At 73.9% G+C, this 19,717-nt stretch carries 19 protein-coding genes and 1 tRNA gene; 14 read left to right on the top strand and 6 right to left on the bottom strand.

The window, feature by feature from the left end; translation table 11 throughout:
- Positions 1 to 15 precede the first annotated feature (15 nt).
- The gene (locus tag ACUP6Y_RS19845; protein ID WP_462552589.1) at positions 16 to 612 is read left to right on the top strand and encodes a 2-C-methyl-D-erythritol 4-phosphate cytidylyltransferase; all 597 of its coding nucleotides are present in this window, start codon (positions 16 to 18) and stop codon (positions 610 to 612) included.
- A 7-nt stretch (positions 613 to 619) separates the two neighbouring features.
- Here the strand turns inward: ACUP6Y_RS19845 and ACUP6Y_RS19840 are convergent, their stop codons facing one another.
- Positions 620 to 1,174, bottom strand: a complete 555-nt coding sequence (locus ACUP6Y_RS19840) for a M15 family metallopeptidase (RefSeq protein ID WP_462552588.1) — start codon at positions 1,172 to 1,174, stop codon at positions 620 to 622.
- Positions 1,175 to 1,262: 88 nt separating this feature from the next.
- Between ACUP6Y_RS19840 and ACUP6Y_RS19835 the strand changes: the two genes are divergently transcribed.
- Entirely contained in the window at positions 1,263 to 1,922 is a 660-nt protein-coding gene (locus tag ACUP6Y_RS19835) for a response regulator transcription factor (RefSeq protein ID WP_462552587.1), read from the top strand.
- On the top strand, positions 1,915 to 3,021 hold the full coding sequence (locus ACUP6Y_RS19830) for a sensor histidine kinase (RefSeq protein WP_462552586.1): 1,107 nt from the start codon (positions 1,915 to 1,917) through the stop codon (positions 3,019 to 3,021). Before ACUP6Y_RS19835 ends, ACUP6Y_RS19830 begins: the two co-directional genes overlap by 8 nt.
- On the opposite strand, the gene ACUP6Y_RS19825 is transcribed toward ACUP6Y_RS19830, so the two are convergent.
- The 3 genes from ACUP6Y_RS19825 to ispF form a co-directional block, all read right to left on the bottom strand.
- Positions 3,011 to 3,724 (bottom strand): IspD/TarI family cytidylyltransferase, encoded by a 714-nt coding sequence (locus tag ACUP6Y_RS19825; RefSeq protein WP_462552585.1) that lies wholly within the window; start codon positions 3,722 to 3,724, stop codon positions 3,011 to 3,013. The two genes, ACUP6Y_RS19830 and ACUP6Y_RS19825, sit on opposite strands and share 11 nt — an antisense overlap.
- On the bottom strand, positions 3,721 to 4,635 hold the full coding sequence (locus tag ACUP6Y_RS19820) for an alpha/beta fold hydrolase (RefSeq protein WP_462552583.1): 915 nt from the start codon (positions 4,633 to 4,635) through the stop codon (positions 3,721 to 3,723). The genes ACUP6Y_RS19825 and ACUP6Y_RS19820 overlap by 4 nt, the downstream gene beginning before the upstream one ends.
- A gap of 81 nt (positions 4,636 to 4,716) precedes the next feature.
- Positions 4,717 to 5,199: a 2-C-methyl-D-erythritol 2,4-cyclodiphosphate synthase gene (gene ispF, locus ACUP6Y_RS19815; protein WP_462552581.1), complete on the bottom strand. Its 483-nt coding sequence runs from the start codon at positions 5,197 to 5,199 to the stop codon at positions 4,717 to 4,719.
- 47 nt (positions 5,200 to 5,246) lie between these two features.
- Here ispF and ACUP6Y_RS19810 point away from each other — a divergent pair, with 47 nt between their 5' ends.
- Positions 5,247 to 6,782, top strand: coding sequence for a molybdopterin-dependent oxidoreductase (locus ACUP6Y_RS19810; protein ID WP_462552579.1), 1,536 nt, complete (start codon positions 5,247 to 5,249; stop codon positions 6,780 to 6,782).
- Between the two features lie 11 nt (positions 6,783 to 6,793).
- Here ACUP6Y_RS19810 and ACUP6Y_RS19805 read toward each other — a convergent pair whose 3' ends face one another.
- Positions 6,794 to 8,005 (bottom strand): C39 family peptidase, encoded by a 1,212-nt coding sequence (locus ACUP6Y_RS19805; protein WP_462552577.1) that lies wholly within the window; start codon positions 8,003 to 8,005, stop codon positions 6,794 to 6,796.
- Between the two features lie 106 nt (positions 8,006 to 8,111).
- On the opposite strand from ACUP6Y_RS19805, the gene ACUP6Y_RS19800 reads away from it, so the two are divergent.
- From ACUP6Y_RS19800 to ACUP6Y_RS19780, 5 genes are all read left to right on the top strand, one after another.
- The gene (locus ACUP6Y_RS19800; protein WP_462552576.1) at positions 8,112 to 9,722 is read left to right on the top strand and encodes a hypothetical protein; all 1,611 of its coding nucleotides are present in this window, start codon (positions 8,112 to 8,114) and stop codon (positions 9,720 to 9,722) included.
- A gap of 47 nt (positions 9,723 to 9,769) precedes the next feature.
- A complete protein-coding gene (gene cysS / locus ACUP6Y_RS19795) occupies positions 9,770 to 11,164 on the top strand; it encodes a cysteine--tRNA ligase (RefSeq protein ID WP_462552575.1) in 1,395 nt (464 codons plus the stop codon).
- Position 11,165: 1 nt separating this feature from the next.
- Positions 11,166 to 12,137 (top strand): 23S rRNA (guanosine(2251)-2'-O)-methyltransferase RlmB, encoded by a 972-nt coding sequence (rlmB, locus tag ACUP6Y_RS19790; RefSeq protein ID WP_462552574.1) that lies wholly within the window; start codon positions 11,166 to 11,168, stop codon positions 12,135 to 12,137.
- Positions 12,134 to 13,636 (top strand): metallophosphoesterase, encoded by a 1,503-nt coding sequence (locus ACUP6Y_RS19785; RefSeq protein WP_462552573.1) that lies wholly within the window; start codon positions 12,134 to 12,136, stop codon positions 13,634 to 13,636. Before rlmB ends, ACUP6Y_RS19785 begins: the two co-directional genes overlap by 4 nt.
- 101 nt (positions 13,637 to 13,737) lie before the next feature.
- Positions 13,738 to 13,816: transfer RNA gene (locus tag ACUP6Y_RS19780), tRNA-Gln, on the top strand.
- 55 nt (positions 13,817 to 13,871) lie between these two features.
- Here the strand turns inward: ACUP6Y_RS19780 and ACUP6Y_RS19775 are convergent.
- Positions 13,872 to 14,051, bottom strand: a complete 180-nt coding sequence (locus ACUP6Y_RS19775) for a DUF5999 family protein (RefSeq protein ID WP_462552572.1) — start codon at positions 14,049 to 14,051, stop codon at positions 13,872 to 13,874.
- 220 nt (positions 14,052 to 14,271) lie between these two features.
- Here ACUP6Y_RS19775 and ACUP6Y_RS19770 point away from each other — a divergent pair, with 220 nt between their 5' ends.
- Genes ACUP6Y_RS19770 through glmU form a run of 5 tightly spaced genes read left to right on the top strand, consistent with a single transcriptional unit; the run spans position 14,272 to position 19,673 of the window.
- A complete protein-coding gene (locus ACUP6Y_RS19770; protein WP_462552570.1) occupies positions 14,272 to 15,012 on the top strand; it encodes an ABC transporter ATP-binding protein in 741 nt (246 codons plus the stop codon).
- Positions 15,009 to 16,334 (top strand): FtsX-like permease family protein, encoded by a 1,326-nt coding sequence (locus tag ACUP6Y_RS19765; RefSeq protein ID WP_462552569.1) that lies wholly within the window; start codon positions 15,009 to 15,011, stop codon positions 16,332 to 16,334. The genes ACUP6Y_RS19770 and ACUP6Y_RS19765 overlap by 4 nt, the downstream gene beginning before the upstream one ends.
- On the top strand, positions 16,331 to 17,572 hold the full coding sequence (locus ACUP6Y_RS19760) for a sensor histidine kinase (RefSeq protein ID WP_462552568.1): 1,242 nt from the start codon (positions 16,331 to 16,333) through the stop codon (positions 17,570 to 17,572). Before ACUP6Y_RS19765 ends, ACUP6Y_RS19760 begins: the two co-directional genes overlap by 4 nt.
- Positions 17,569 to 18,210, top strand: coding sequence for a LuxR C-terminal-related transcriptional regulator (locus tag ACUP6Y_RS19755; protein ID WP_462556778.1), 642 nt, complete (start codon positions 17,569 to 17,571; stop codon positions 18,208 to 18,210). Before ACUP6Y_RS19760 ends, ACUP6Y_RS19755 begins: the two co-directional genes overlap by 4 nt.
- Before the next feature lie 35 nt (positions 18,211 to 18,245).
- Positions 18,246 to 19,673 carry a bifunctional UDP-N-acetylglucosamine diphosphorylase/glucosamine-1-phosphate N-acetyltransferase GlmU gene (gene glmU, locus ACUP6Y_RS19750; RefSeq protein ID WP_462552567.1) on the top strand — a complete coding sequence of 476 codons (1,428 nt, stop codon included), beginning with the start codon at positions 18,246 to 18,248 and terminating at the stop codon, positions 19,671 to 19,673.
- The last annotated feature ends 44 nt before the right edge of the window (positions 19,674 to 19,717 follow it).

Below are 19,717 nucleotides of genomic sequence, written 5' to 3'. Positions count from 1 at the left end.
ATACGGTGGGTTCCGATGAACCCGCATCCGTATGACGCCGTCGACGTTCTCGCCCCGGTCGCCGGGATCGTGGTGGAGGAGGGCCGTGGTGCCCTGCCGTTCCACCTGATCCACGGCGAGTCCCTCGTGGCCACCGCCGCGTGGGCCGCCGGCGAGGCCGGCGTCGACCTGCTCGACCAGACCGTGCCCTGGGAGGCGGTGGTCGAGCGGCAGGAGCCGCTGCTCCTGCACGACCCGCTGTGCCCGATGACGCCGCCGGACTTCCTGCGCCGCTGCGCCGAGCGCGCGGCCGTCGAGGACCGGGTGGTCGTCGGCGTGCGTCCGGTGACCGACACGGTCAAGGAGCTGCACGGCGACCTGGTCGGTACGACGGTCGACCGGGACGCCCTCGTCGCGGTCTGCTCGCCCGTCGTCCTGCCGGCCGCGGTGGTCGCCGACCTGCTGGGCGCCGGCGGGGCGCTGCCGTCGATTGACTTCGTCGAGCTGGTGGCCGCCCTGCGCCAGCGGTACGGCGCCGAGCGGGTGCTCCTCGTCGAGGCGCCGCCCGAGGCCCGGCGGGTCGGCTCGGACGCCGACCTGGCGGTGCTGGAGGCGCTGACCGACCCCCGTTGAGCGAGGCTCACCGGCTCCGCGGGTCGTACGTCGGGTCCGGGTAGCGCGGCGGACAGCCCTGGCCGACCGCCTCGGGCCGCAGCTCGAAGTGCCAGGGCTCGTTGTCGTAGATCCGGCACAGGCCGTAGCGCGCGCCGTGGCTGCCCAGCCAGGCCGCGGCCTCGGCAGGACCCACGTCGACGGCGTCGCCCGCGACGTGGGGCGAGTCGTCGGGAGTGGCGACCCAGCGCGCGGCCTCGGCGCGGGAGCCGTAGGTCCCGACCGCCTCGTCGAGCAGCCGCTGCTGGTAGGACCGCGAGCGCCAGCCGCTGTTGACCACGATGTCGACGTGGTCGTCGACCGCGTCGGTCGCCGCCCGCCGCAGCGCGCGCAGCAGGTCCGGGTCGAGCTCGGTCACGCCGGCCTGCTCGTCGTCGTACACCGAGGTGCCGTCGGGAAGCTCGCCGTCGCCGACCGGCCCGCTGTCGGCCGACGAGTTCGAGATCAGCGAGCGGTAGCCGACGGCGCACAGCAGGAGGACGACGACGAGCAGGAGACCGGTGCGGGCGGTGGGGAGGGCCATGACGACGAGTCAAGGCAGCGCGACGTTGCCGGGGCGTATCGGATTCTCGATATGCCGGCGATATCCGGCGCCTCGTAGCATCGACGAGGTGCGGGTGCTGATCGTCGAGGACGAGCCTCTCCTGGCCGAGGCGGTCCGCGACGCCCTGCGTCTGGAGGCGATCGCGGCCGACCTCGCGGGCGACGGCGACACGGCACTCGAGCTGCTGGGCGTCAACGCGTACGACATCGCGGTCCTCGACCGTGACATCCCCGGTCCCTCGGGCGACGAGATCGCCCGCCGGATCGTGGCCTCCGGCACCGGCATGCCGATCTTGATGCTCACCGCCGCCGACCGGCTCGACGACAAGACCTCCGGCTTCGCGCTCGGCGCCGACGACTACCTCACCAAGCCGTTCGAGCTCGCCGAGCTGGTGCTCCGGCTCCGCGCGCTCGACCGTCGGCGCGCCCACCACCGGCCGCCGGTCCGGGAGATCGCGGGCGTACGTCTCGACCCGTTCCGGCGGGAGGTCCACCGCGACGGCCGGTACGTCGGACTGACCCGCAAGCAGTTCGCCGTGCTCGAGGTCCTGATCGGCGCCGAGGGTGGCGTGGTGAGCGCCGAGGAGCTGCTGGAGCGGGCCTGGGACGAGAACGCCGACCCGTTCACCAACGCGGTGCGGATCACCGTCTCGGCGCTGCGCAAGCGCCTGGGCGAGCCGTGGGTGATCGCGACGGTGCCGGGCGTCGGGTATCGGATCGATGTCTAGGCCTGCGCGGCGGCGCGGCCCGAGCGTCCGGCTCCAGCTGACCCTGAGCTACGCCGGCCTGGTCCTGTTCGCCGGCGGGCTGCTGTTGGCGGTGGTCTGGCTGTTCCTGCTGCGCTACGTGCCGGACCAGGCGGTGACGGCGCTGGGCGAGGACCCGAGGTCGCCACACCTGTTCATCCCGGGACGCTCCGACCTGTGGACGGCGTTCTGGCCGAAGGCGACCGCGGTCCTGGTCTTCTTGATGGTCTGCGGGCTCGGTGGGGGCTGGCTGCTGGCCGGGCGGATGCTCGCGCCGCTCGGCCGGATCACCGAGGCCACCCGCCGGGCCGCGGGCGGCTCGCTCACCCACCGGATCCGGCTGCGCGGGCGCGACGACGAGTTCCGCGAGCTGGCCGACGCCTTCGACGGCATGCTCGCGCGGCTGGAGGCCCACGTCGCCGAGCAGCAGAGGTTCGCCGCCAACGCCTCCCACGAGCTGCGCACGCCGCTCACCATCACCCAGACCTTGTTGGAGCTGGCTCGCAAGGACCCGACCCGCGACACCGGCCGGCTCGTGGAGAGCCTGCACGCCGTCAACACCCGCTCGATCGAGCTCACCGAGGCACTGCTCGTTCTCAGCCGCGCCGACCGGCGCTCGTTCGCCCGCGAGGACGTCGACCTCTCCCTCGTTGCGGAGGAGGCCACCGAGACGCTGCTGCCGCTCGCGGAGGCGCGGGGCGTCGTACTCGAGACGTCGGGCGAGGTCGCCGTCACCCGGGGCGAGCCGGCGCTGCTGCTGCAGCTGGCGACGAACCTCGCGCACAACGCGATCGTCCACAACCTGCCCGAGGGCGGGAGCGTCCGGATCGCCACCCGCCGTGAGCCGGCGGCGGCGGTGCTCAGCGTGGAGAACACCGGCCCGCTCCTCGACCCCGACCTGGTCGGCACCCTGGCCGAGCCGTTCCAGCGTGGCCGGGCACGCACCCGCGAGGCACACGCCGGAGTCGGGCTCGGCCTCGCGATCGTCCGCAGCATCGCCGAGGCGCACGACGGCAGCCTCGTCCTCGCCGCGCTGCCCGCGGGCGGTCTCCGGGCGACCGTGCTGCTGCCTACGGGATGAGCAGGCGTCCCGCCACCGCGAGGTCCTCGGCGAAGGTCACCTTGAGGTTGCCGGGATCGGCCGGCACCGCCCGCACCTCGTGCCCGGCCGGCGCGAACCGCGCGAACGCCGCCGCGGTGTCGGTGCCGTCGAAGCCGGCGGCCGCGGCGGCCCGGTAGGCCTCGACCAGCGGGGCGGCCCGGAACGCCTGCGGGGTCGCGACGCCCACCAGCCGGGTGCCCGACCCGCCCGGCCCCGGAGCCGTGGCGGCATCGCGGGGGAGCAGGCCGGCCAGCTCGTGGGTGGGTACGGCGCCCCCGTACCCGCGCGCGGTCGCGATCGCCGCCTCGAACAGTGCCACGCTCGCCAGCGGCCGGGCGCCGTCATGGATCGCGATGACATCGACGCCGCCGTCGCCCACCCGGGGGGCGAGCGCGGCCAGCGCCGCCTGCTCGGAGTCCTGCCGGGTCGCGCCGCCCTCGACCAGCAGCACGTCGCGCTCGCCGATCACGGGCAGCAGCGCGGCGCCGACGTCGGCCCGCTCGCCGGAGCGATGCACCACGACCACCGGGTCCACGCCGGGCACCTCGAGGGCGGTCAGCACCGACCAGGCCAGCACCGGCCGGCCCCGCAGCGGGAGCAGGATCTTGTTGACCTCGGCGCCCACGCGGGTGCCGCTCCCGGCGGCGAGGATGACGACAGCGGCGCTCGGAGCAGGTCTCACCCGGTCGAGCCTAGTGCGGCCCGTGCGTAGGCCCGGTCGACGAGGGCGCACAGCTCGGCGCTGACCAGCTCGCGTCGCTCGAAGGGCAGGTAGTGCCCGGCGTCGGGTGCGACGAGCAGGCGGGCGCCGCGGATGCCGCGGGCGATCTTGGCGGCGTGCTCGGGCGGGGTGAGCAGGTCGCGGGTGCCGACCAGGACGGTGGTCGGGATGTCGTCGAAGGCCGCCAGGTTGCCGATCCGGTCGTGGCTCATCATGTCCTTGAAGAAGCCGGACATGGTCTCCGGCGCCGCGTGGACCAGCTGGTCGACGACGTGGGCGACATCGCGGGAGCGGGCCGGGCGGCCGAACAGGAACCGGCGGGCGACCTGGCGCTCGATGGTCGGGAACTTCTCGCGGCGGCTCAGGCTGAGCATCCGGGACCGGTTGGCGAGGAGGAACGGCAGTCGGTCGCGCAGCAGCGCGCCGGCCACGGCCGGCAGGCCCAGGGTCACCTTCGACAGCTCACCGCTGGTGGTGCTGACGAACATGGTGCCGACGATCCGGGGCATCAGGTCGGGCCGCTCCTCGGGGATCGCCGTGATCGTCATGCCGCCGACCGAGTGCCCGGCCACGACCAGCGCTCCCTCGGGGGCGCAGGTGTCGACGACCAGGCCGAGGTCGCGGGCCAGGTGGGGGATGGTGCAGGCCGACTCGGGTGCCCGGTCGGAGCGGCCGTGCCCGCGGTGGTCCCAGGTGATCACCCGGACGTCGCGGCCGTAGCGGGCCAGCAGATCGGTGACCTGGTAGTGCCAGTCCGACTCCTCGGCGGTCCAGCAGTGGGAGAGCAGCACCGTCAGGGTCGCGTCGTCGCGGCCGCGCACGGTCACGTGGATGCGCAGGCCGTCCTCGGTGATCACGGTGTGGTCGGACATCGGTACCCCCAGGTCGGTATCGGCGCCCCACCCTGCCATGCCGGAGCCGGCCGCGACAGCGTGTCGCGCGAACCGGCAGGGTCAGGAGGAGAGCAGTGCGGTCGCGATCGCCGCGACCCCCTCGCCGCGCCCGGTCAGGCCGAGTCCGTCGGTCGTGGTGGCCGAGAGCGACACCGGCGCGCCCAGCACCTCGCTCAGCGCGGCCTCCGCCTCGGTGCGGCGCGGGCCGACCCTGGGCCGGTTCCCGATCACCTGGACCGCCACGTTGACGACGGAGAAGCCTGCCGCCTCGATCCGGTGTCGGGTCTCACCGAGCAGCGCGCCGCCGCTCGCGCCGGCCCACTGGGGTTGCGCCGTACCGAAGTTGCTGCCGAGATCGCCGAGGCCGGCAGCCGAGAGCAGCGCGTCACAGGCGGCGTGGGCGGCGACGTCGGCGTCGGAATGCCCGTCGAGGCGGACGTCCTCCTCGGGCCAGGTCAGCCCGCCGAGGGCGAGGGGCGGGTCCTGCGGGGCGCGGGGGACCAGGCGGTGGACGTCGGAGCCGATGCCGATGCGCAGGTTCACTCACCCGATCATGCCCGAGTCACGGGCGGTGAGAGAGAATCGGCCCCGTGAGGACCTCCCGCGCCTGGTGGCCGCCGGCCGGGCTGCTCGCCGGGGCCGCCGGCCTGGCGCTCAGCTACGCCGCGGCGGCCCTGCTGCACGTGCGGGACTCGCCGCTCGTCGCGGTCGCCGAGGGCGTCATCGCGCTCACCCCCGGCCCGGTCGCCACGTGGGCGATCGACACCTTCGACACCTCCGACAAGAAGGTGCTCGTCGTCGGGATCCTGGTCATCCTCGCACTGCTGTTCGGCTGGTTCGGCCGGCTGGCGCACCGGCGCTGGTGGGCGGCGGTGACCGGGTACGTCCTGCTCGCCGGCGTCGCCGTGGTCGCGGTGCTCACCAAGCCGACGCCCAGCCTGATCGACCTCGCGCCCGTCGTGGTCGGCCTGCTGTGCTGGCTGGTCACGCTGGCGCTGCTCGCGGAGTGGCTGCGGCGCTGGGAGCTGGTCGAGGACGCCGGCGCCGTCGAGGACGCGCCGCCGACCCGGCGCCGGTTCCTCGTGCTCGCCGGCGCGATCGCCGCCGTGTCGATCGCCGGTGGGCTGGCCGGCCGGATCGCCGGCAACGCGCGCCGCAGGGCCGAGCAGAGCCGCCGGCTGCTGCGGATCGAGGGGATCACCGCGCCTGCCACGCCCGACGGGGTGGGAGTCGGCGTCGACGGCGTCTCGTCCTGGCAGACGCCGAACGACGACTTCTACCTGATCGACACGGCCATCATCAAGCCGACCATCGCGCCCGTCGACTGGGAGCTGCGGATCCACGGGATGGTCGAGCGCGAGATCCGGCTGAGGTACGCCGACCTGGTGGCTCGCGAGATCACCGAGGACTGGATCACGCTCAACTGCGTGTCCAACGAGGTCGGCGGCGACCTGATCGGCAACGCGTGGTGGAGCGGTGTGCGGCTCGCGGGCCTCCTCGCCCAGGCCAAGCCGCTGCCGGGAGCCGATGCGGTGCTGCAGACCTCCGAGGACGGCTGGACCTGCGGCACGCCGCTGGCCGCGCTGATGGACGATCGCAACGCGATGCTGGCCGTCGCCATGAACGGCGAGCCGCTGCCGATCGAGCACGGCTTCCCGGTGCGCACCATCGTCCCGGGGCTCTACGGCTACGTGTCGGCCTGCAAGTGGGTGGTCGACCTGGAGGTCACCCGCTTCGACGACTTCACGGCGTACTGGACCGACAAGGGCTGGTCCGTGCAGGGGCCGGTCAAGATCGCGTCCAAGATCGAGGTGCCGGGCGACGGGCACGAGGTACCGGCCGGTGAGCTGGTCTGCGCCGGCGTCGCCTGGATGCAGCACACGGGGATCTCCGGGGTCGAGGTGCAGGTCGACGGCGGGCGCTGGCAGCGTGCCACCCTCGCCGCGACCCCGAACGCCGACACCTGGGTGCAGTGGCGCGTCGTCGTCGACCTCGCGCCCGGCGACCATCAGCTCCGGGTGCGCGCGATCGACGCGGAGGGGCGTACGCAGACCGGCGCGATCGCGGACGTGGTACCGGACGGCGCGACGGGCTGGCACACCATCGACGTCAGCGCCTCGGCCTGAGGGCCGGGCGACTACCAGTTGCCGCCGGGCGCGGCGGGGAGCGGGTGGGCGGCGTCGTGGATGACGTACGCCGTGCCGCCCGACGCCCGCAGCCAGACCCTCTCGAACTGCGCGCGGGCGTAGACCCGCCGCACGCCGTCGGCGCTCGCCGCCGCGGGGTCGTTGACGATCACGTCGCCGGTCGCGGTGAAGCCGACGACGACGAGCAGGTGCCCGTTGGACGCGGAGATCGGCGCGCCGGTGAGCTCGCCGCGCGCGAAGGCGATGGAGACGACCGGCGAGATGCCGGCCCGCACCAGCAGCTCGGCGTCGGTGAGGTCGCGTAGCCGGGTCACGAACGCCTCGCCCGTCGGGCCGAGCCGGCGGGCGGCGTACGCGGTGTTGAAGGGCCAGTTCCCGGTGCCCTCGTAGGCGTGGTCGTACGTCGACCGCGCGGCCGCGTCGACCCACGGGTCCGGGTGCCCGGCCGGGACCCAGCCGTAGCCGCCCGGTCCGGGCAGTCGCCCGTAGTAGCCGAGCACCATCGAGGTCGAGGTCGGCGAGCACCACGCCTCACCGCCGCCGCCCCACTGCGGGTAGTGGCCGGCGTGGATCATCTGGGAGTACCGGGGGACCGGGAGCTCCACGCCGCGCGCGACCCCGGGCGCGGAGGTCGCGCCGACGGTCGACGGCAGCCGCGAGGCCATCACGGTCGCGAGGTCGACGCGCGGCATCTTCCGGCCGGCCTCGCGGCGCAGCGTCACCCGGAGTCGGTACGACGCCAGGCCGGCCGTGCGCCAGGTGTCGGTCGCCAGCCGGGTGCCGTCGTCGGCCTGGGCGCCGCCGGAGCGCCGCTTGACCACCTTGTCCTTGACGGCCCAGCGGGCCAGCGTGTCCCACGACGTCTTGGCGCCGCTCGCCGCGCGGCCGCGGACCTCGATCTCGACCCAGCTCGAGCCCGGCGTCCGCGCCGACCAGGAGGCGATCAGCTCGGTGTAGTCCAGGCCCGGTGAGACCCAGGGGCTCTTCCAGCGGGTGCCGAGGTAGCTGCGGCCGTACCGGCGCTGGGTCGCCGCCGGCTTCCACGACCGGGGCGCGAAGCGCTGGAGGTGGACCTGCCGGTCGGACGTCGCGGCCGCGGCCAGCGCCGCGGGGCGGTCGACGACCACGGCGAGCCCGGCTGCCAGGCAGGCGACCAGGGTGAGGATCAGGGAGACGACGGGAAGGGGGAAGGACCGGCGCACTACCTCACGGTACGTCACATCCGTCACTCACGTCACACGGTCGTCGACTGGGTCACACCCCGTGACCGGACGGTTTGGCGAGCCCTCGCTCGGGGACGGTGGTTGCGTGCTGCGATCCGTCCGCCTGTTGCTGTCCGTCCTCACCGCCGCGCTGCTGGCGCTCGTGCTGGTGCCGCTGACCTCCGTCCCGGCCTCGGCCGCACCGGGCGTCGTCGGGATCGCCCGCGACGAGCAGGGGCGCCCGCTGGAGGGCGTCTACTGGGAGATCTACAGCCGGCAGGGCGGCCAGTGGGTGGGGTTGCAGTTCGGCCCCAAGCTCACCGACGCGGCCGGGCGGTTCGAGTACAGCGGCTACGGCATGAGCTCCGGGACGAAGTACCGGATCTGCTTCAACGACACCTTCTACGGCTTCGGTGACGCCGGAGAGTGGTTCACCGACGTCCGGCACCGCGACACCTGCTGGCGCTCCGATGCGGCGGTGTCGACCTCGGTCGACACCGCGAGCGACTGGACCGCGACGGACGGCTCCACCACCTTCGCCGTGACCATGCCCACCACCGGGCTCGGCATGGCGCCCGTCGCGCCGTTCGTGACCGGCGCCTTCGAGGTGGGCAAGCCGCTCCAGGCCGTCGGACTCGAGGGCTGGCGACCGACCACGGCAGCCCTCGGCTACCAGTGGTACCGCTCGGGCGCCACCGCCCTCGAGAAGATCGCGGGTCAGACCTCGGCGACCTACACCCCGACGTCCGCCGACACCGGCAAGTACGTCATGGTCGCCGTGACCGGCGCGCTGGCCGGCTACCAGGACGCCGTCCTCTGGTCGCAGAGCAACGTCATCGGCGCGGCGCACGCGAGGTTCCAGACGGCGCCGACGATCACCGGCACGTCCGCGCCCGGACAGACCCTGACGGCGAGCTTCGGCCCGCCGGCCGGCGACTACTACAGCGAGATCAGCTGGTATGTCGACGGCCGCCCGCAGGTCGGCTTCACCCGGTCCAGCACCACCAGCGCCACCTTCCCCGTGACCGCCGCGATGGCCGGCGCCGTCATCGAGGCGCGGGTGATGCTCTACGTCGTCGACACCGCCGGCAACTTCGTCGACGGCTCCCGGACCGACGCCCGGGTCCAGGTCCAGGCCCAGGGCGTCCGTCCGCCGCAGCCGCAGCCCCTTGCCGCGCCGCCGACCGTCGCCCAGACGCCTGTCGCCGGTACGACCGCGGTGGGCGCGACCCTGACCGCCCCGGGTGGGCTGAGCGCCGACCCGGCCGCCACCACGACGTACCAGTGGCTGCGCGACGACGCCCCGATCCCCGGCGCCACGTCGGCGACCTACCAGCTGCAGCCCGCCGACATCGGGCACCGGGTCTCGGTCGCCGCCACGGTCGCCCGCCCGGGCTGGTGGAGCGGGTTCCTCCGCACCACCAGCGCCTCCGCCGTCGTCCAGGGCGTGCTGCCGGGCGCCAAGGTGAAGGTCAAGGGCGGCGCCAAGGTCGGTGCGAAGCTGAAGGCGAGGGTCGTGGGGTGGGACGGCGCGAAGGTGACCTACCGCTGGTACCGCAACGGCAAGGCGATCAAGCCGGCCAAGAAGGCGAGGAAGTCGTCGTACAAGGTGACCGCGAAGGACCGTGGCAAGCGGATCACCGTCGTCGCCACCGCGGCCCGGACGAACCACCTGCCGGCGAGCGCCACCTCGAAGGCGAAGAGGATCAAGCGCTGAGCGCTGACGATGCGAGCCGGGCCCGAGCGGATCCCTAGACTGACCGGGTGACCATCCGGCTCTACGACACCGCGACCCGAGAAGCACGCGACTTCGTGCCCCTCCACGAGGGCAGGGCGGGTCTGTACGTGTGTGGCCTGACGGTCCAGAGCGAGCCCCACGTGGGCCACGTCCGCTCGGCGGTGAACTTCGACGTGCTGCAGCGCTGGCTGCGCCACCGGGGCTACGACGTCACGTTCATCCGCAACATCACCGACATCGACGACAAGATCCTGGCGAAGTCGGCCGAGCAGGGCCGGCCCTGGTACAACCTCGCCTACGTGATGAAGATCGAGCTCGACCGGGCATACGCCGCATTGAACGTCGCGCCGCCGACCTACGAGCCCGCGGCCACCGGACACATCCCGGAGATGATCGTCCTCATCGAGCGGCTGATCGACCGCGGCCACGCCTACCCGGCCGAGGACGGCAGCGGCGACGTCTACTTCGACGTCCGGTCCTGGCCGTCGTACGGCGAGCTGACCCACCAGGGCGTCGACGACATGGAGCCCGCGGCCGACGCCGACCCGCGCGGCAAGAAGGATCCCCGCGACTTCGCGCTGTGGAAGGGCCGCAAGGAGTCGGAGCCGGAGACCGCGTCCTGGCCCAGTCCGTGGGGTCGCGGTCGCCCGGGCTGGCACATCGAGTGCTCGGCGATGGCCGGCAAGTACCTCGGCGACGCCTTCGACATCCACGGCGGCGGCGTCGACCTGCGCTTCCCCCACCACGAGAACGAGCAGGCCCAGTCGCGCGCGGCGGGCGGCGCCTTCGCGTCGTACTGGATGCACAACGCGTGGATCACCACCGCCGGCGAGAAGATGAGCAAGTCGCTCGGCAACACCCTGTCCATCCCGTCGGTCCTGCAGCGGGTCAGCGGCGCGGAGTTGCGGTTCTACATGGTCGCCGCCCACTACCGCTCCCACGTCGAGTTCAGCTTCGAGGCGCTCGACGAGGCCGCCGCGGGCTACCAGCGGATCGTCTCCTTCCTCGACCGTGCGGGCGTCGCCGAGGCCGGCGCACTGCCCGACGCCTTCGCCGCCGCGATGGACGACGACCTCGGTACGCCGGCCGCCGTCGCCGTCCTCTACGACACCGTGCGCGAGGGCAACCGCCAGCTCGCCGCCGGCGAGGACGTCACCGCCGCCGCGGGCGCCGTGGCCGCCATGCTCGACGTGCTCGGCGTGCATCCGGGTGACCCGGCCTGGGCCGGTGCCGGCGGGTCCGGCGCCGAGGAGCGGCTCAGCGCCGCCGTCGACGCCCTCGTGGCCGGCCTGCTCGACGAGCGCACGCAGGCGCGGGCGGACAAGGACTGGACGCGTGCGGACGCGATCCGCGATCGGATCAAGGCGGCCGGCATCGAGGTCACCGACACCCCTGATGGACCTACCTGGACGGTGAGCTGAGATGGCAGGCAATTCCAACCGCAAGGGCGCGATCCGCAAGTCGAGCAAGAAGCCGACTGCCGGATCAGGGGGCAAGGTCCGCCGCGGCCTGGAGGGCCGCGGGCCGACGCCGAAGGCGACCGACCGCGAGTACCACAAGGCGCACAAGATCGCCGAGGCCAAGAAGCGGGCCGACAAGCGGGCCGGCGCCCAGCGCGGGCCGCGGCGTAAGAGCGGCGGCGACGAGTGGATCGCCGGACGCAACCCGGTGGTCGAGGCACTGCGCGAGCGGGTGCCGGTGACCTCGGTGTACGTCGCCGAGGGCGCCGAGCGCGACGGCCGGCTGCGCGAGGTGTTCCGCCTCGCCGCCGAGAACGGCATCGGCCTGCTCGAGGTCGGCCGCGGCGAGCTCGACCGGCTCACCGACGGCGCGGTCCACCAGGGTCTCGCGGCCCGGATCCCGGCCTACGAGTACGCCCACCCCGACGACCTCCTCGACGCGGCCGACGACGCCGGCGAGAAGCCGCTGGTCGTGATGCTCGACTCGATCACCGACCCGCGCAATCTGGGCGCGATCGTCCGCAGCGCGGCCGGGTTCGGCGCCCACGGCGTGGTCATCCCCGAGCGGCGCGCGGCCTCGATGACGGCCGCCGCGTGGAAGACCTCGGCCGGCGCGGCCGCCCGCTGCCCGGTGGCCCAGACGGTGAACCTGACCCGCCAGATCAAGGCCTACCAGGAGGCCGGCTGCTTCGTCATCGGCCTGGCCGCCGACGGCGACCTCGCCCTGCCCGAGCTGACGGCGGACGCCGACCTCGTCGAGGGCCCGCTGGTGCTGGTCGTCGGGTCCGAGGGCGAGGGTCTGTCCCGGCTGGTCGCGGAGAGCTGCGACCGGCTGATGTCCATCCCGATGGCCGGCGTACTGGAGTCGCTCAACGCCGGCGTCGCCGCGTCGGTGGCGCTCTACGCCGTCGCGGAGGCCCGCGGGCGCGGGTGATCTCGCCCCGCCGCCTCCTCAAGGTCCTCGCGTACGTCGGGACCTGGCTGGTCCTGTCCGCGGCGATCGCCGTGGCGATCTTCGTGCACAGCGAGCGGACCGTCGAGATCGCCAGCCACGAGGCGAGCCTCAGCCCCAACTTCTCCGGCGAGGTCGTCGCCCGGATGGGGCCCGTGCTGCCCGACCTGCGGATGCCCTCCGGCTCCCGGGTCGGGGTGGAGGTCGAGCTCGGGAAGACCGATGCGGCGACGCTCGAGGAGCTCACGTCGCGCTACGCCGCGATCGCGTCCCAGCCCGAGGGTCAGGTCGAGGTCGCCCGGCGGGCGGTCGAGGCGATGGCGCTCGCCGCGCTCGTGCAGGGCGCCGTGCTGGGCGCCGTCCCGCTGCTGGTGTGGGGACTCGTCGGGGGTGCCCGCCGACGTGAGCTGTACGGCGCCGTCCGGACCCGCCGCGGCATCGCCGCCTGCGGGCTGGTGGTGGCCCTGACGGTCGCCGCCGTCGTGCCCTACGGCTGGGGTCGCACCGACCAGCCCGCTGAGCACTGGACGCCGCTGGCCGAGTTCCTCGGCCCCGAGGTCCCGCTGCCCGACGAGGTCGACCAGGTCGAGGTGATGGCGGACGCGACCACCGCCCAGTCGCGGCGGCTGATCGAGAGCGGCATCAGCAGCTACAACGAGAGCCTGCGCTTCTACTCCGAGGCCGCCGACGACGCCGCCCTGCTCGACCTTCGCCAGCCCGAGGAGGGCGAGACCGTCGTCCTGCTCGTCTCCGACCGCCATGACAACGTCGGCATGGACAAGGTCGCCCGGGCGATCGCAGACGCGGGCGGCGCGAGTGCCGTGTACGACGCCGGCGACGACACCTCGACCGGCAGCCGCTGGGAGGCGTTCTCGCTCGACTCGCTGGCCGCCACGTTCAAGGACTTCGACGGGCGCTGGGCGGTCGCGGGCAACCATGACAACGGCGGCTTCGTGCGCAGCCACCTGGAGGAGCTGGGCTGGACCTACTTCGACGACGAGGTGATCGACGGCCCCGGCGGCTCGCGGATCCTCGGCGTCGACGACCCGCGCTCCAGCGGCCTCGGCGACTGGCGCGACCAGACCGGCCTCAGCTTCAGCGAGGTCGCCGACCTGCTCGCCGACGCCGCCTGCGCCGCCGACGAGGACGGCGACCGCGTCAACACGCTGCTCGTCCACGACGCCAACATCGCCAAGCCGGCGTTGCAGCGCGGCTGCGTCGACCTGGTGCTCGGCGGGCACATCCACGTGCAGACCGGGCCCACCGAGGTCACGGCCGACGACGGCCGGATCGGCTACACCTACACCCTCGGCACGACCGGCGGCGCGGCGTACGCCATCGCGATCGGGAGCAAGCTCCGCCGCCCCGCGAGCATCGCGCTGGTCACCTACCGCGACGGCCGTCCCGCCGGCATCCAGTCGATCATCCTGCAGCCCAACGGCCGCTACGACGTCGACCCGTGGGTGGCGCTGACCTACTGACCGGGCCGTCCGCGTCGTACCGGACGAAACGGTCGTCATCCTGCCCGATCCGCGACCATTTCGCCCGGTACGACGACGCGGCTCTAGGCTTAGGCCCGCAATCCCCGGTTGGTCTGCCGGCAGGGCCCGCCTGACTTTGAATCAGGACAAGCGACGTAGGTTCGACTCCTACCCGGGGAGCTCACTCACCTCGGTCCAGCGCGGCCTGGACCAGGCCGGCGAGCAGCGGCCCGGCTCAGGCGGACCGCGGCAGGGCCTTCGACCTTCCCTCGGGCGTGAGGTACGCACCGTCGTCGAAGAGGATGACGCCGTTGCAGAGCCGGCACCAGCCCTGCTCGCTGTGGTCGGCGGTCACGTGGGCGGTGCAGCAGTCGGGGTCCCCGGCGGCCGGGCACTCGGGTGAGTGGTCACACATCGTCGTGCTCCCTTTCGATCGTTCATGTTCATCTCTCGTGATACGCCTGATCGGCCGCGGATGCACGTTCTTTCGCCGAACTGTGGAGATCCTGTTGCCAATCCGTGGCCGAGGAGAGGTGGGGAAAACCCCACCTCGGATCGGCAGGTCAGACCCATCGAGCGCACCGCCCACTGCTCCTAGCGTCGGAGACACCAGATTCCGCACCCCAGGAGCACTCATGTCCGACATCGCACTCGAGGTCCAGGACCTCACCCGCACCTACGGCGTCGGCGACAACACGGTCGCCGCGCTCGCCGGGGTCGACCTCGCCTTCCGGCGCGGCACCTTCACCGCCGTGATGGGGCCTTCGGGCTCCGGGAAGTCCACCTTCCTGTCCTGCGCCGCGGGCCTGGACCGGCCGACCGGCGGCCGGGTCCTGGTCGGTGGCACCGACGTCACCGACTGGGACGAGGAGCGCCGGACCCGGCTGCGCCGCGAGCGGATCGGGTTCGTCTTCCAGGGCTTCCACCTGCTGCCCTACCTCTCCGCGGCCCAGAACGTCGCTCTCCCCAGCCGGCTCGCCGGGAAGCGGGTGGACCGCGAGCGGGTGCTCTACCTGCTCGACCGGGTCGGCCTCGCCGAGCGCGCGCACCACCTGCCGGGCAGCCTGTCGGGTGGCCAGCAGCAGCGGGTCGCGATCGCCCGGGCGCTGCTCACCACCCCCGACGTGCTGCTCGCCGACGAGCCCACCGGCGCCCTCGACTCCGCCACCGCGCGCCAGGTCCTCGGCGTGCTGCGCGGCAGCGTGACCGACCTGGGCCAGACCGTGGTGATGGTGACCCACGACCCGGTCGCGGCGTCGTACGCCGACGAGGTGGTGTTCCTCGTCGACGGCCGGGGCGCGGGCCGGATGGCCCACCCCACCGCCGACGCCGTCGCCGGTCAGATGGCCCACCTCGACCAGCTGGTGTCGGCATGAACGGCCTCGCCCTGCGCAGCCTGCGCCACCGACCGCGCGCCGCGGTCGCCACCTTCCTCGCGGTCCTGCTCGGGACCCTGCTGATCGGCTCCTTCGCCACCCTCGCCGAGTCGTCGTCCGGCGCGCCCGCGCCCGACGACGGCACCCTCATCATCCTCGGTGCCGTCGTCGGCGGCTGGGGAGCGGTCATCGTGCTGTTCTCGGTCGCCTCGACGGTCGGGATCACCACCACCCAGCGCGCCGGCGAGATCGGCCTGCTGCGCACCATCGGCGCCACGCCCCGCCAGGCCCGGCGGCTGATCGCCCGCGAGACCGGCGCGATCGCCGTCCTCGCGGCGGCCCTCGGCGCGGGCCTCGCCTCCCTCTCCGGCCGGGCGCTGTTCGAGCTGATCCGCTCCGGCGGGCTGATCTCCGAGCGCACCGAGTACGGCGCCGGGCCGGCGTCCGTCTGCGGCGCCGCCGTCCTGGTACTGCTCGTCTCGGCGATCGCCGCCACCGTGGCCGCTCGCCGCGCGACTCGCGGTCCCGCCGGAGTGGTCGCCCGCGAGAGCGGCGGCGAGCGGGGCCGGATGCGCTGGTGGCGGGTCACGATCGCGCTGCTGCTGATCGGCTACGGCCTGGCCATGGCGGTCATCACCATCACCGTGACCGCCCACGACGCCGACCCGTACGCCGCGATGTCCACCAGCGGCTCCAGCTCGATCCTGGTCGGCGTGGGCCTGGCCGTGCTCGCGCCGGTCCTGCTGCGCTGGGGCGCCGGTCCCGTGCGGCTGCTGGCCGGCGCCTCCGCGACGGCCCACCTGGCGTCGTACAACACCGCGCGCCGGGCGCACCTGCTCGCGGGCGTCCTCGCTCCCGTCGTCGTGCTCACCTCGGCCGCCGTCGGCACCCTGATGCTGGTGAACATCGACCGGCGCACCCTGCCGGGCGGGACCGCCGACAGCGACACGATCAACCTGCTCAACAACGTCGTGGTCGGGATGGTGTCGCTGTTCGCCGCGATCATGGTGGTCAACGCCTTCGTCGCCACCATCGCGCACCGGCGCGAGGAACTGCACCGGCTGCGGCTGCTCGGCGCCACGCCGCGCCAGGTCCGCGGCTCGGTGGTCGCCGAGGCCGGGGTCGTCGCTGTGGTCGGCGTGGTGCTCGGCACCGTCGCCGCCCTCACCACCGTGGTCCCGTTCGCGGTGGCCCGGCACGAGGGCGTGGTCCCCGACGGCGGCCTGTGGCTGGCGCCCGTGGTGGTCGCCGCGGTGGTGGCGCTGACCCTGGGCGCGGCGCGCGGCGCGGTGCGGAGCGCCGCACGGGAGACGGCACGATGACAGACTTGGCCACGATGGACGTACTGGCTCCGATCCGACCGCTGCCCGTGACGCCGGTCGACGAGGCCGGGCTGCGGGAGCGGCTGCGGCTCACCCTCGTGGCCGCCGGGTACGCCGTCTCCTTCGTCCCCGGCCTCGTGCTCGCCATCCTCACCCTGCTCTGCATCCCGCTCGGCCTGGTCGGGGTCGGCTTCCTGCTGGCGCTCGGCGTGGTCCCGGCGACCGCGGCCCTCACCGGCATGCACCGCCGGATGAGCGGCCGGCTGCTGGGGGAGACCATCGCGGCGTCCTACGCGCCGGGCCGGGGCGTGGCCCTGGTGCGGCCGGTGTACTGGCTGCGGGACCCGGCTCGCTGGCGGGACTTCGGGTTCCTCTGCTTCGCCGCGACCGGCGGCTTCGTGCTCTCGACGCTGCCGGTCCTGCTGCTGACCACGCCGGTGAGCTGGCTGATCCTGGCCTTCACCGCGGGGGACTGGGCGTGGGTGCTGCTGTTCGTGTTCAGCGGGCCGCTGCTGCTGGCCTGGTGGGTGACCGTCGAGCCGCTGGTCCGGGCCCGGGCCCGCGCGGAGCGGGCGATCCTCGGCCACGACCGGGTCGCCGAGCTCGAGGAGCGGGTCGGGCGGGTCGAGGAGTCGCGCGCCGAGACGCTGGATCACTCCGCCGCGGAGGTGCGCCGCATCGAGCGCGACCTCCACGACGGCGCCCAGGCCCGGATCGCCTCGGTCGGGATGAGCGTCGGCCTCGCCGAGAAGCTGCTCCGGACCGACCCCGCGGCCGCGGCCGCGCTGCTGCGGGAGGCCCGCGAGACCACGATGGACGCGCTCGACGACCTGCGCTCCGTGGTCCGCGGCATCCACCCGCCGGTCCTCGCCGACCGCGGCCTGGCCGGCGCGATCGAGGCGCTGGCGGTCGCGCTGCCCGTGCCCGTGGCGGTCTCGGTGTCGGTGCCGCGCCTGCCCGCGCCCGTCGAGTCCGCCGCCTACTTCGCCGTCGCCGAGTGCCTCGCCAACACCGTGAAGCACGCCGCGGCGAGCCGGGCCTGGGTGACCGGCACGTACGACGCCGGCCGGCTCCGTCTCGTCGCCGGCGACGACGGCCGTGGCGGCGCGGATGCCGAGGGCTCCGGTCTCGCCGGTGTCGCGCGCCGGCTCGCCGCCTTCGACGGCACCCTCGCCGTCGACAGTCCCGCTGGTGGGCCGACCACGGTCCGGATGGAGGTGTCGTGCCTGCCGGTCTGAGAGCAGTGCTCGCCGAGGACCAGGCGCTGCTGCGTGTGGGCCTCACCCGGATCCTCGAGTCCGGCGGGATCTGCGTCGTGGAGGCCGTCGACGACGCGCCCTCGCTGGCCCGGGCGCTGACCCGCGAGGACATCGACATCGCCGTGGTCGATGTACGCCTCCCGCCGACGCACACCACCGAGGGCCTGGAGGCCGCGATGGCGGCGCGGGCCGTGCGGCGGGCGTTCCCCGTGCTGGTCCTGAGCCAGTGGGTGGAGCCGCTCTACGCGCGCGACCTGCTGGCCGGGGGCGAGGGCGCGATCGGGTACCTCCTCAAGGACCGGGTCGCCGACGTCGACGGCTTCCTCGCCGCGGTCCACCAGGTCGCCTCGGGCGGCACGGTGCTCGACCCGGAGGTGGTCGCCGCCCTCGTCTCCGCGCGGTCGCGACCGCTCGACCGGCTCACTGACCGCGAGCGCGAGGTGCTCACCCTGATGGCCGAGGGCCGCTCCAACGCCGCCGTCGCCGCGCGGCTGGTCGTCACCGAGAAGGCCGTCGGCAAGCACATCAACAACATCTTCACCAAGCTCGACCTGCCCCAGGCGGCCGACGACAACCGACGGGTCCTGGCGGTGCTGGCCTGGCTGGACGGGCGCTGATCTCGCTCGTCCAGGGTGCGGCCTAGGGTGTTCCCGTGACCGACCTGACCGTGATCGTCCTCGCCGCCGGCGGCGGCACCCGCATGAAGTCGAAGACGCCGAAGGTCCTGCACCGCATCGGCGGGCGCACCATGATCGGCCACGTCCTGGCCGCCGTCGACGCGCTCGAGCCGGCCCGCGTGGTCACCGTCGTCGGACACCAGCGCGAGCTGGTCGGCCCCCACGTGAGCGGCCTGCGGCCGGAGGCGGTGCTCGCCGTCCAAGACGAGCAGCTCGGCACCGGCCACGCCGTGCGGGTCGCCCTGGAGGCGCTCGCCGACCCCCCGACCGAGGGCACCGTCCTGGTCGCGTACGGCGACACCCCGCTCCTCGAGGGCGCCACCCTGCGCACCTTCACCGCGTCGCACCAGCGCGCCGGCGCCGCGGTGAGCATTCTGAGCGGCATCGTGGCCGACCCGTTCGGGTACGGCCGCATCGTCCGCGACGACACCGGCGTCGTCCAGGCGATCGTCGAGGAGAAGGACGCGACCGACGCCCAGCGCGCCATCACCGAGATCAACTCCGGGATCCTCGCCTTCGACGCGGCCTTCCTCGCCGAGACCATCGGCCGGATCGGCAACGACAACGCCAAGGGGGAGTACTACCTCACCGACGCCGTCGGGCTGGCCCGCGCCGCCGGGCGGGTCGTCACCGCCCACGCCGTCGACGACGCGCTCCAGACCGAGGGCGCCAACGACCGGGTCCAGCTCGCCGAGCTCGGCCGCGAGCTCAACCGCCGCATCGTCACCCGCTGGATGAGGGAGGGCGTGACGGTCATGGACCCGGCGACGACCTGGATCGACGCCGACGTCGAGCTCGCGCCGGACGTGACGATCCTGCCGGGCGTGCAGCTGCTCGGCGCGACCGTCGTCGCGGAGGACGCCGTGGTCGGCCCGGACACCACGCTCGAGGACTGCGAGATCGGCGCCGGCGCGCGCGTCGTACGCGCCCACGGGCAGCTCGCCGTCGTCGGCGCCGGCGCGTCGGTGGGCCCGTTCGCGTACCTGCGGCCCGGCACCCTGCTCGGCGCCGACGGCAAGATCGGCACCTTCGTCGAGACCAAGAACGCACAGATCGGCGACGGCGCCAAGGTCCCGCACCTGTCGTACGTCGGCGACGCCGAGATCGGCGAGGGCACCAACATCGGCGCCGGCACGATCTTCGCCAACTACGACGGCGTCGACAAGCACCGCACCCGGGTCGGCCGGTACGCCAAGACCGGCTCCAACAACACCTTCGTTGCCCCCGTGGAGATCGGGGACGGGGCCTCGACCGGCGGCGGGACCGTCGTACGACGCGACGTGCCGGCCGGTGCCCTCGCCGTCAGTGCCGCGCCCCAGCGCAATCTCGAGGGCTGGGTCGTCGCGCGGCGCGCCGGCACCGCGCAGGCGGCGGCAGCGGAGGCCGCCACGGGTGAACAGTGACGAAAACGGACCCGGACTTGGGGACGACCCGGCGCAACGGGCAG

Source organism: Nocardioides sp. S5-5 (assembly GCF_054954065.1).
This window is presented reverse-complemented; position numbering and strand designations above follow the sequence as displayed.

Coding starts and splice junctions, on each gene's coding strand:
- ACUP6Y_RS19845 (WP_462552589.1), top strand. CDS start 16: ATGAACCCGCATCCGTATGACGCCGTCGACGTTCTCGCCCCGGTCGCC.
- ACUP6Y_RS19840 (WP_462552588.1), bottom strand. CDS start 1,174: ATGGCCCTCCCCACCGCCCGCACCGGTCTCCTGCTCGTCGTCGTCCTC.
- ACUP6Y_RS19830 (WP_462552586.1), top strand. CDS start 1,915: ATGTCTAGGCCTGCGCGGCGGCGCGGCCCGAGCGTCCGGCTCCAGCTG.
- ACUP6Y_RS19820 (WP_462552583.1), bottom strand. CDS start 4,635: ATGTCCGACCACACCGTGATCACCGAGGACGGCCTGCGCATCCACGTG.
- rlmB (WP_462552574.1), top strand. CDS start 11,166: ATGGCAGGCAATTCCAACCGCAAGGGCGCGATCCGCAAGTCGAGCAAG.
- ACUP6Y_RS19775 (WP_462552572.1), bottom strand. CDS start 14,051: ATGTGTGACCACTCACCCGAGTGCCCGGCCGCCGGGGACCCCGACTGC.
- ACUP6Y_RS19770 (WP_462552570.1), top strand. CDS start 14,272: ATGTCCGACATCGCACTCGAGGTCCAGGACCTCACCCGCACCTACGGC.
- ACUP6Y_RS19765 (WP_462552569.1), top strand. CDS start 15,009: ATGAACGGCCTCGCCCTGCGCAGCCTGCGCCACCGACCGCGCGCCGCG.
- ACUP6Y_RS19760 (WP_462552568.1), top strand. CDS start 16,331: ATGACAGACTTGGCCACGATGGACGTACTGGCTCCGATCCGACCGCTG.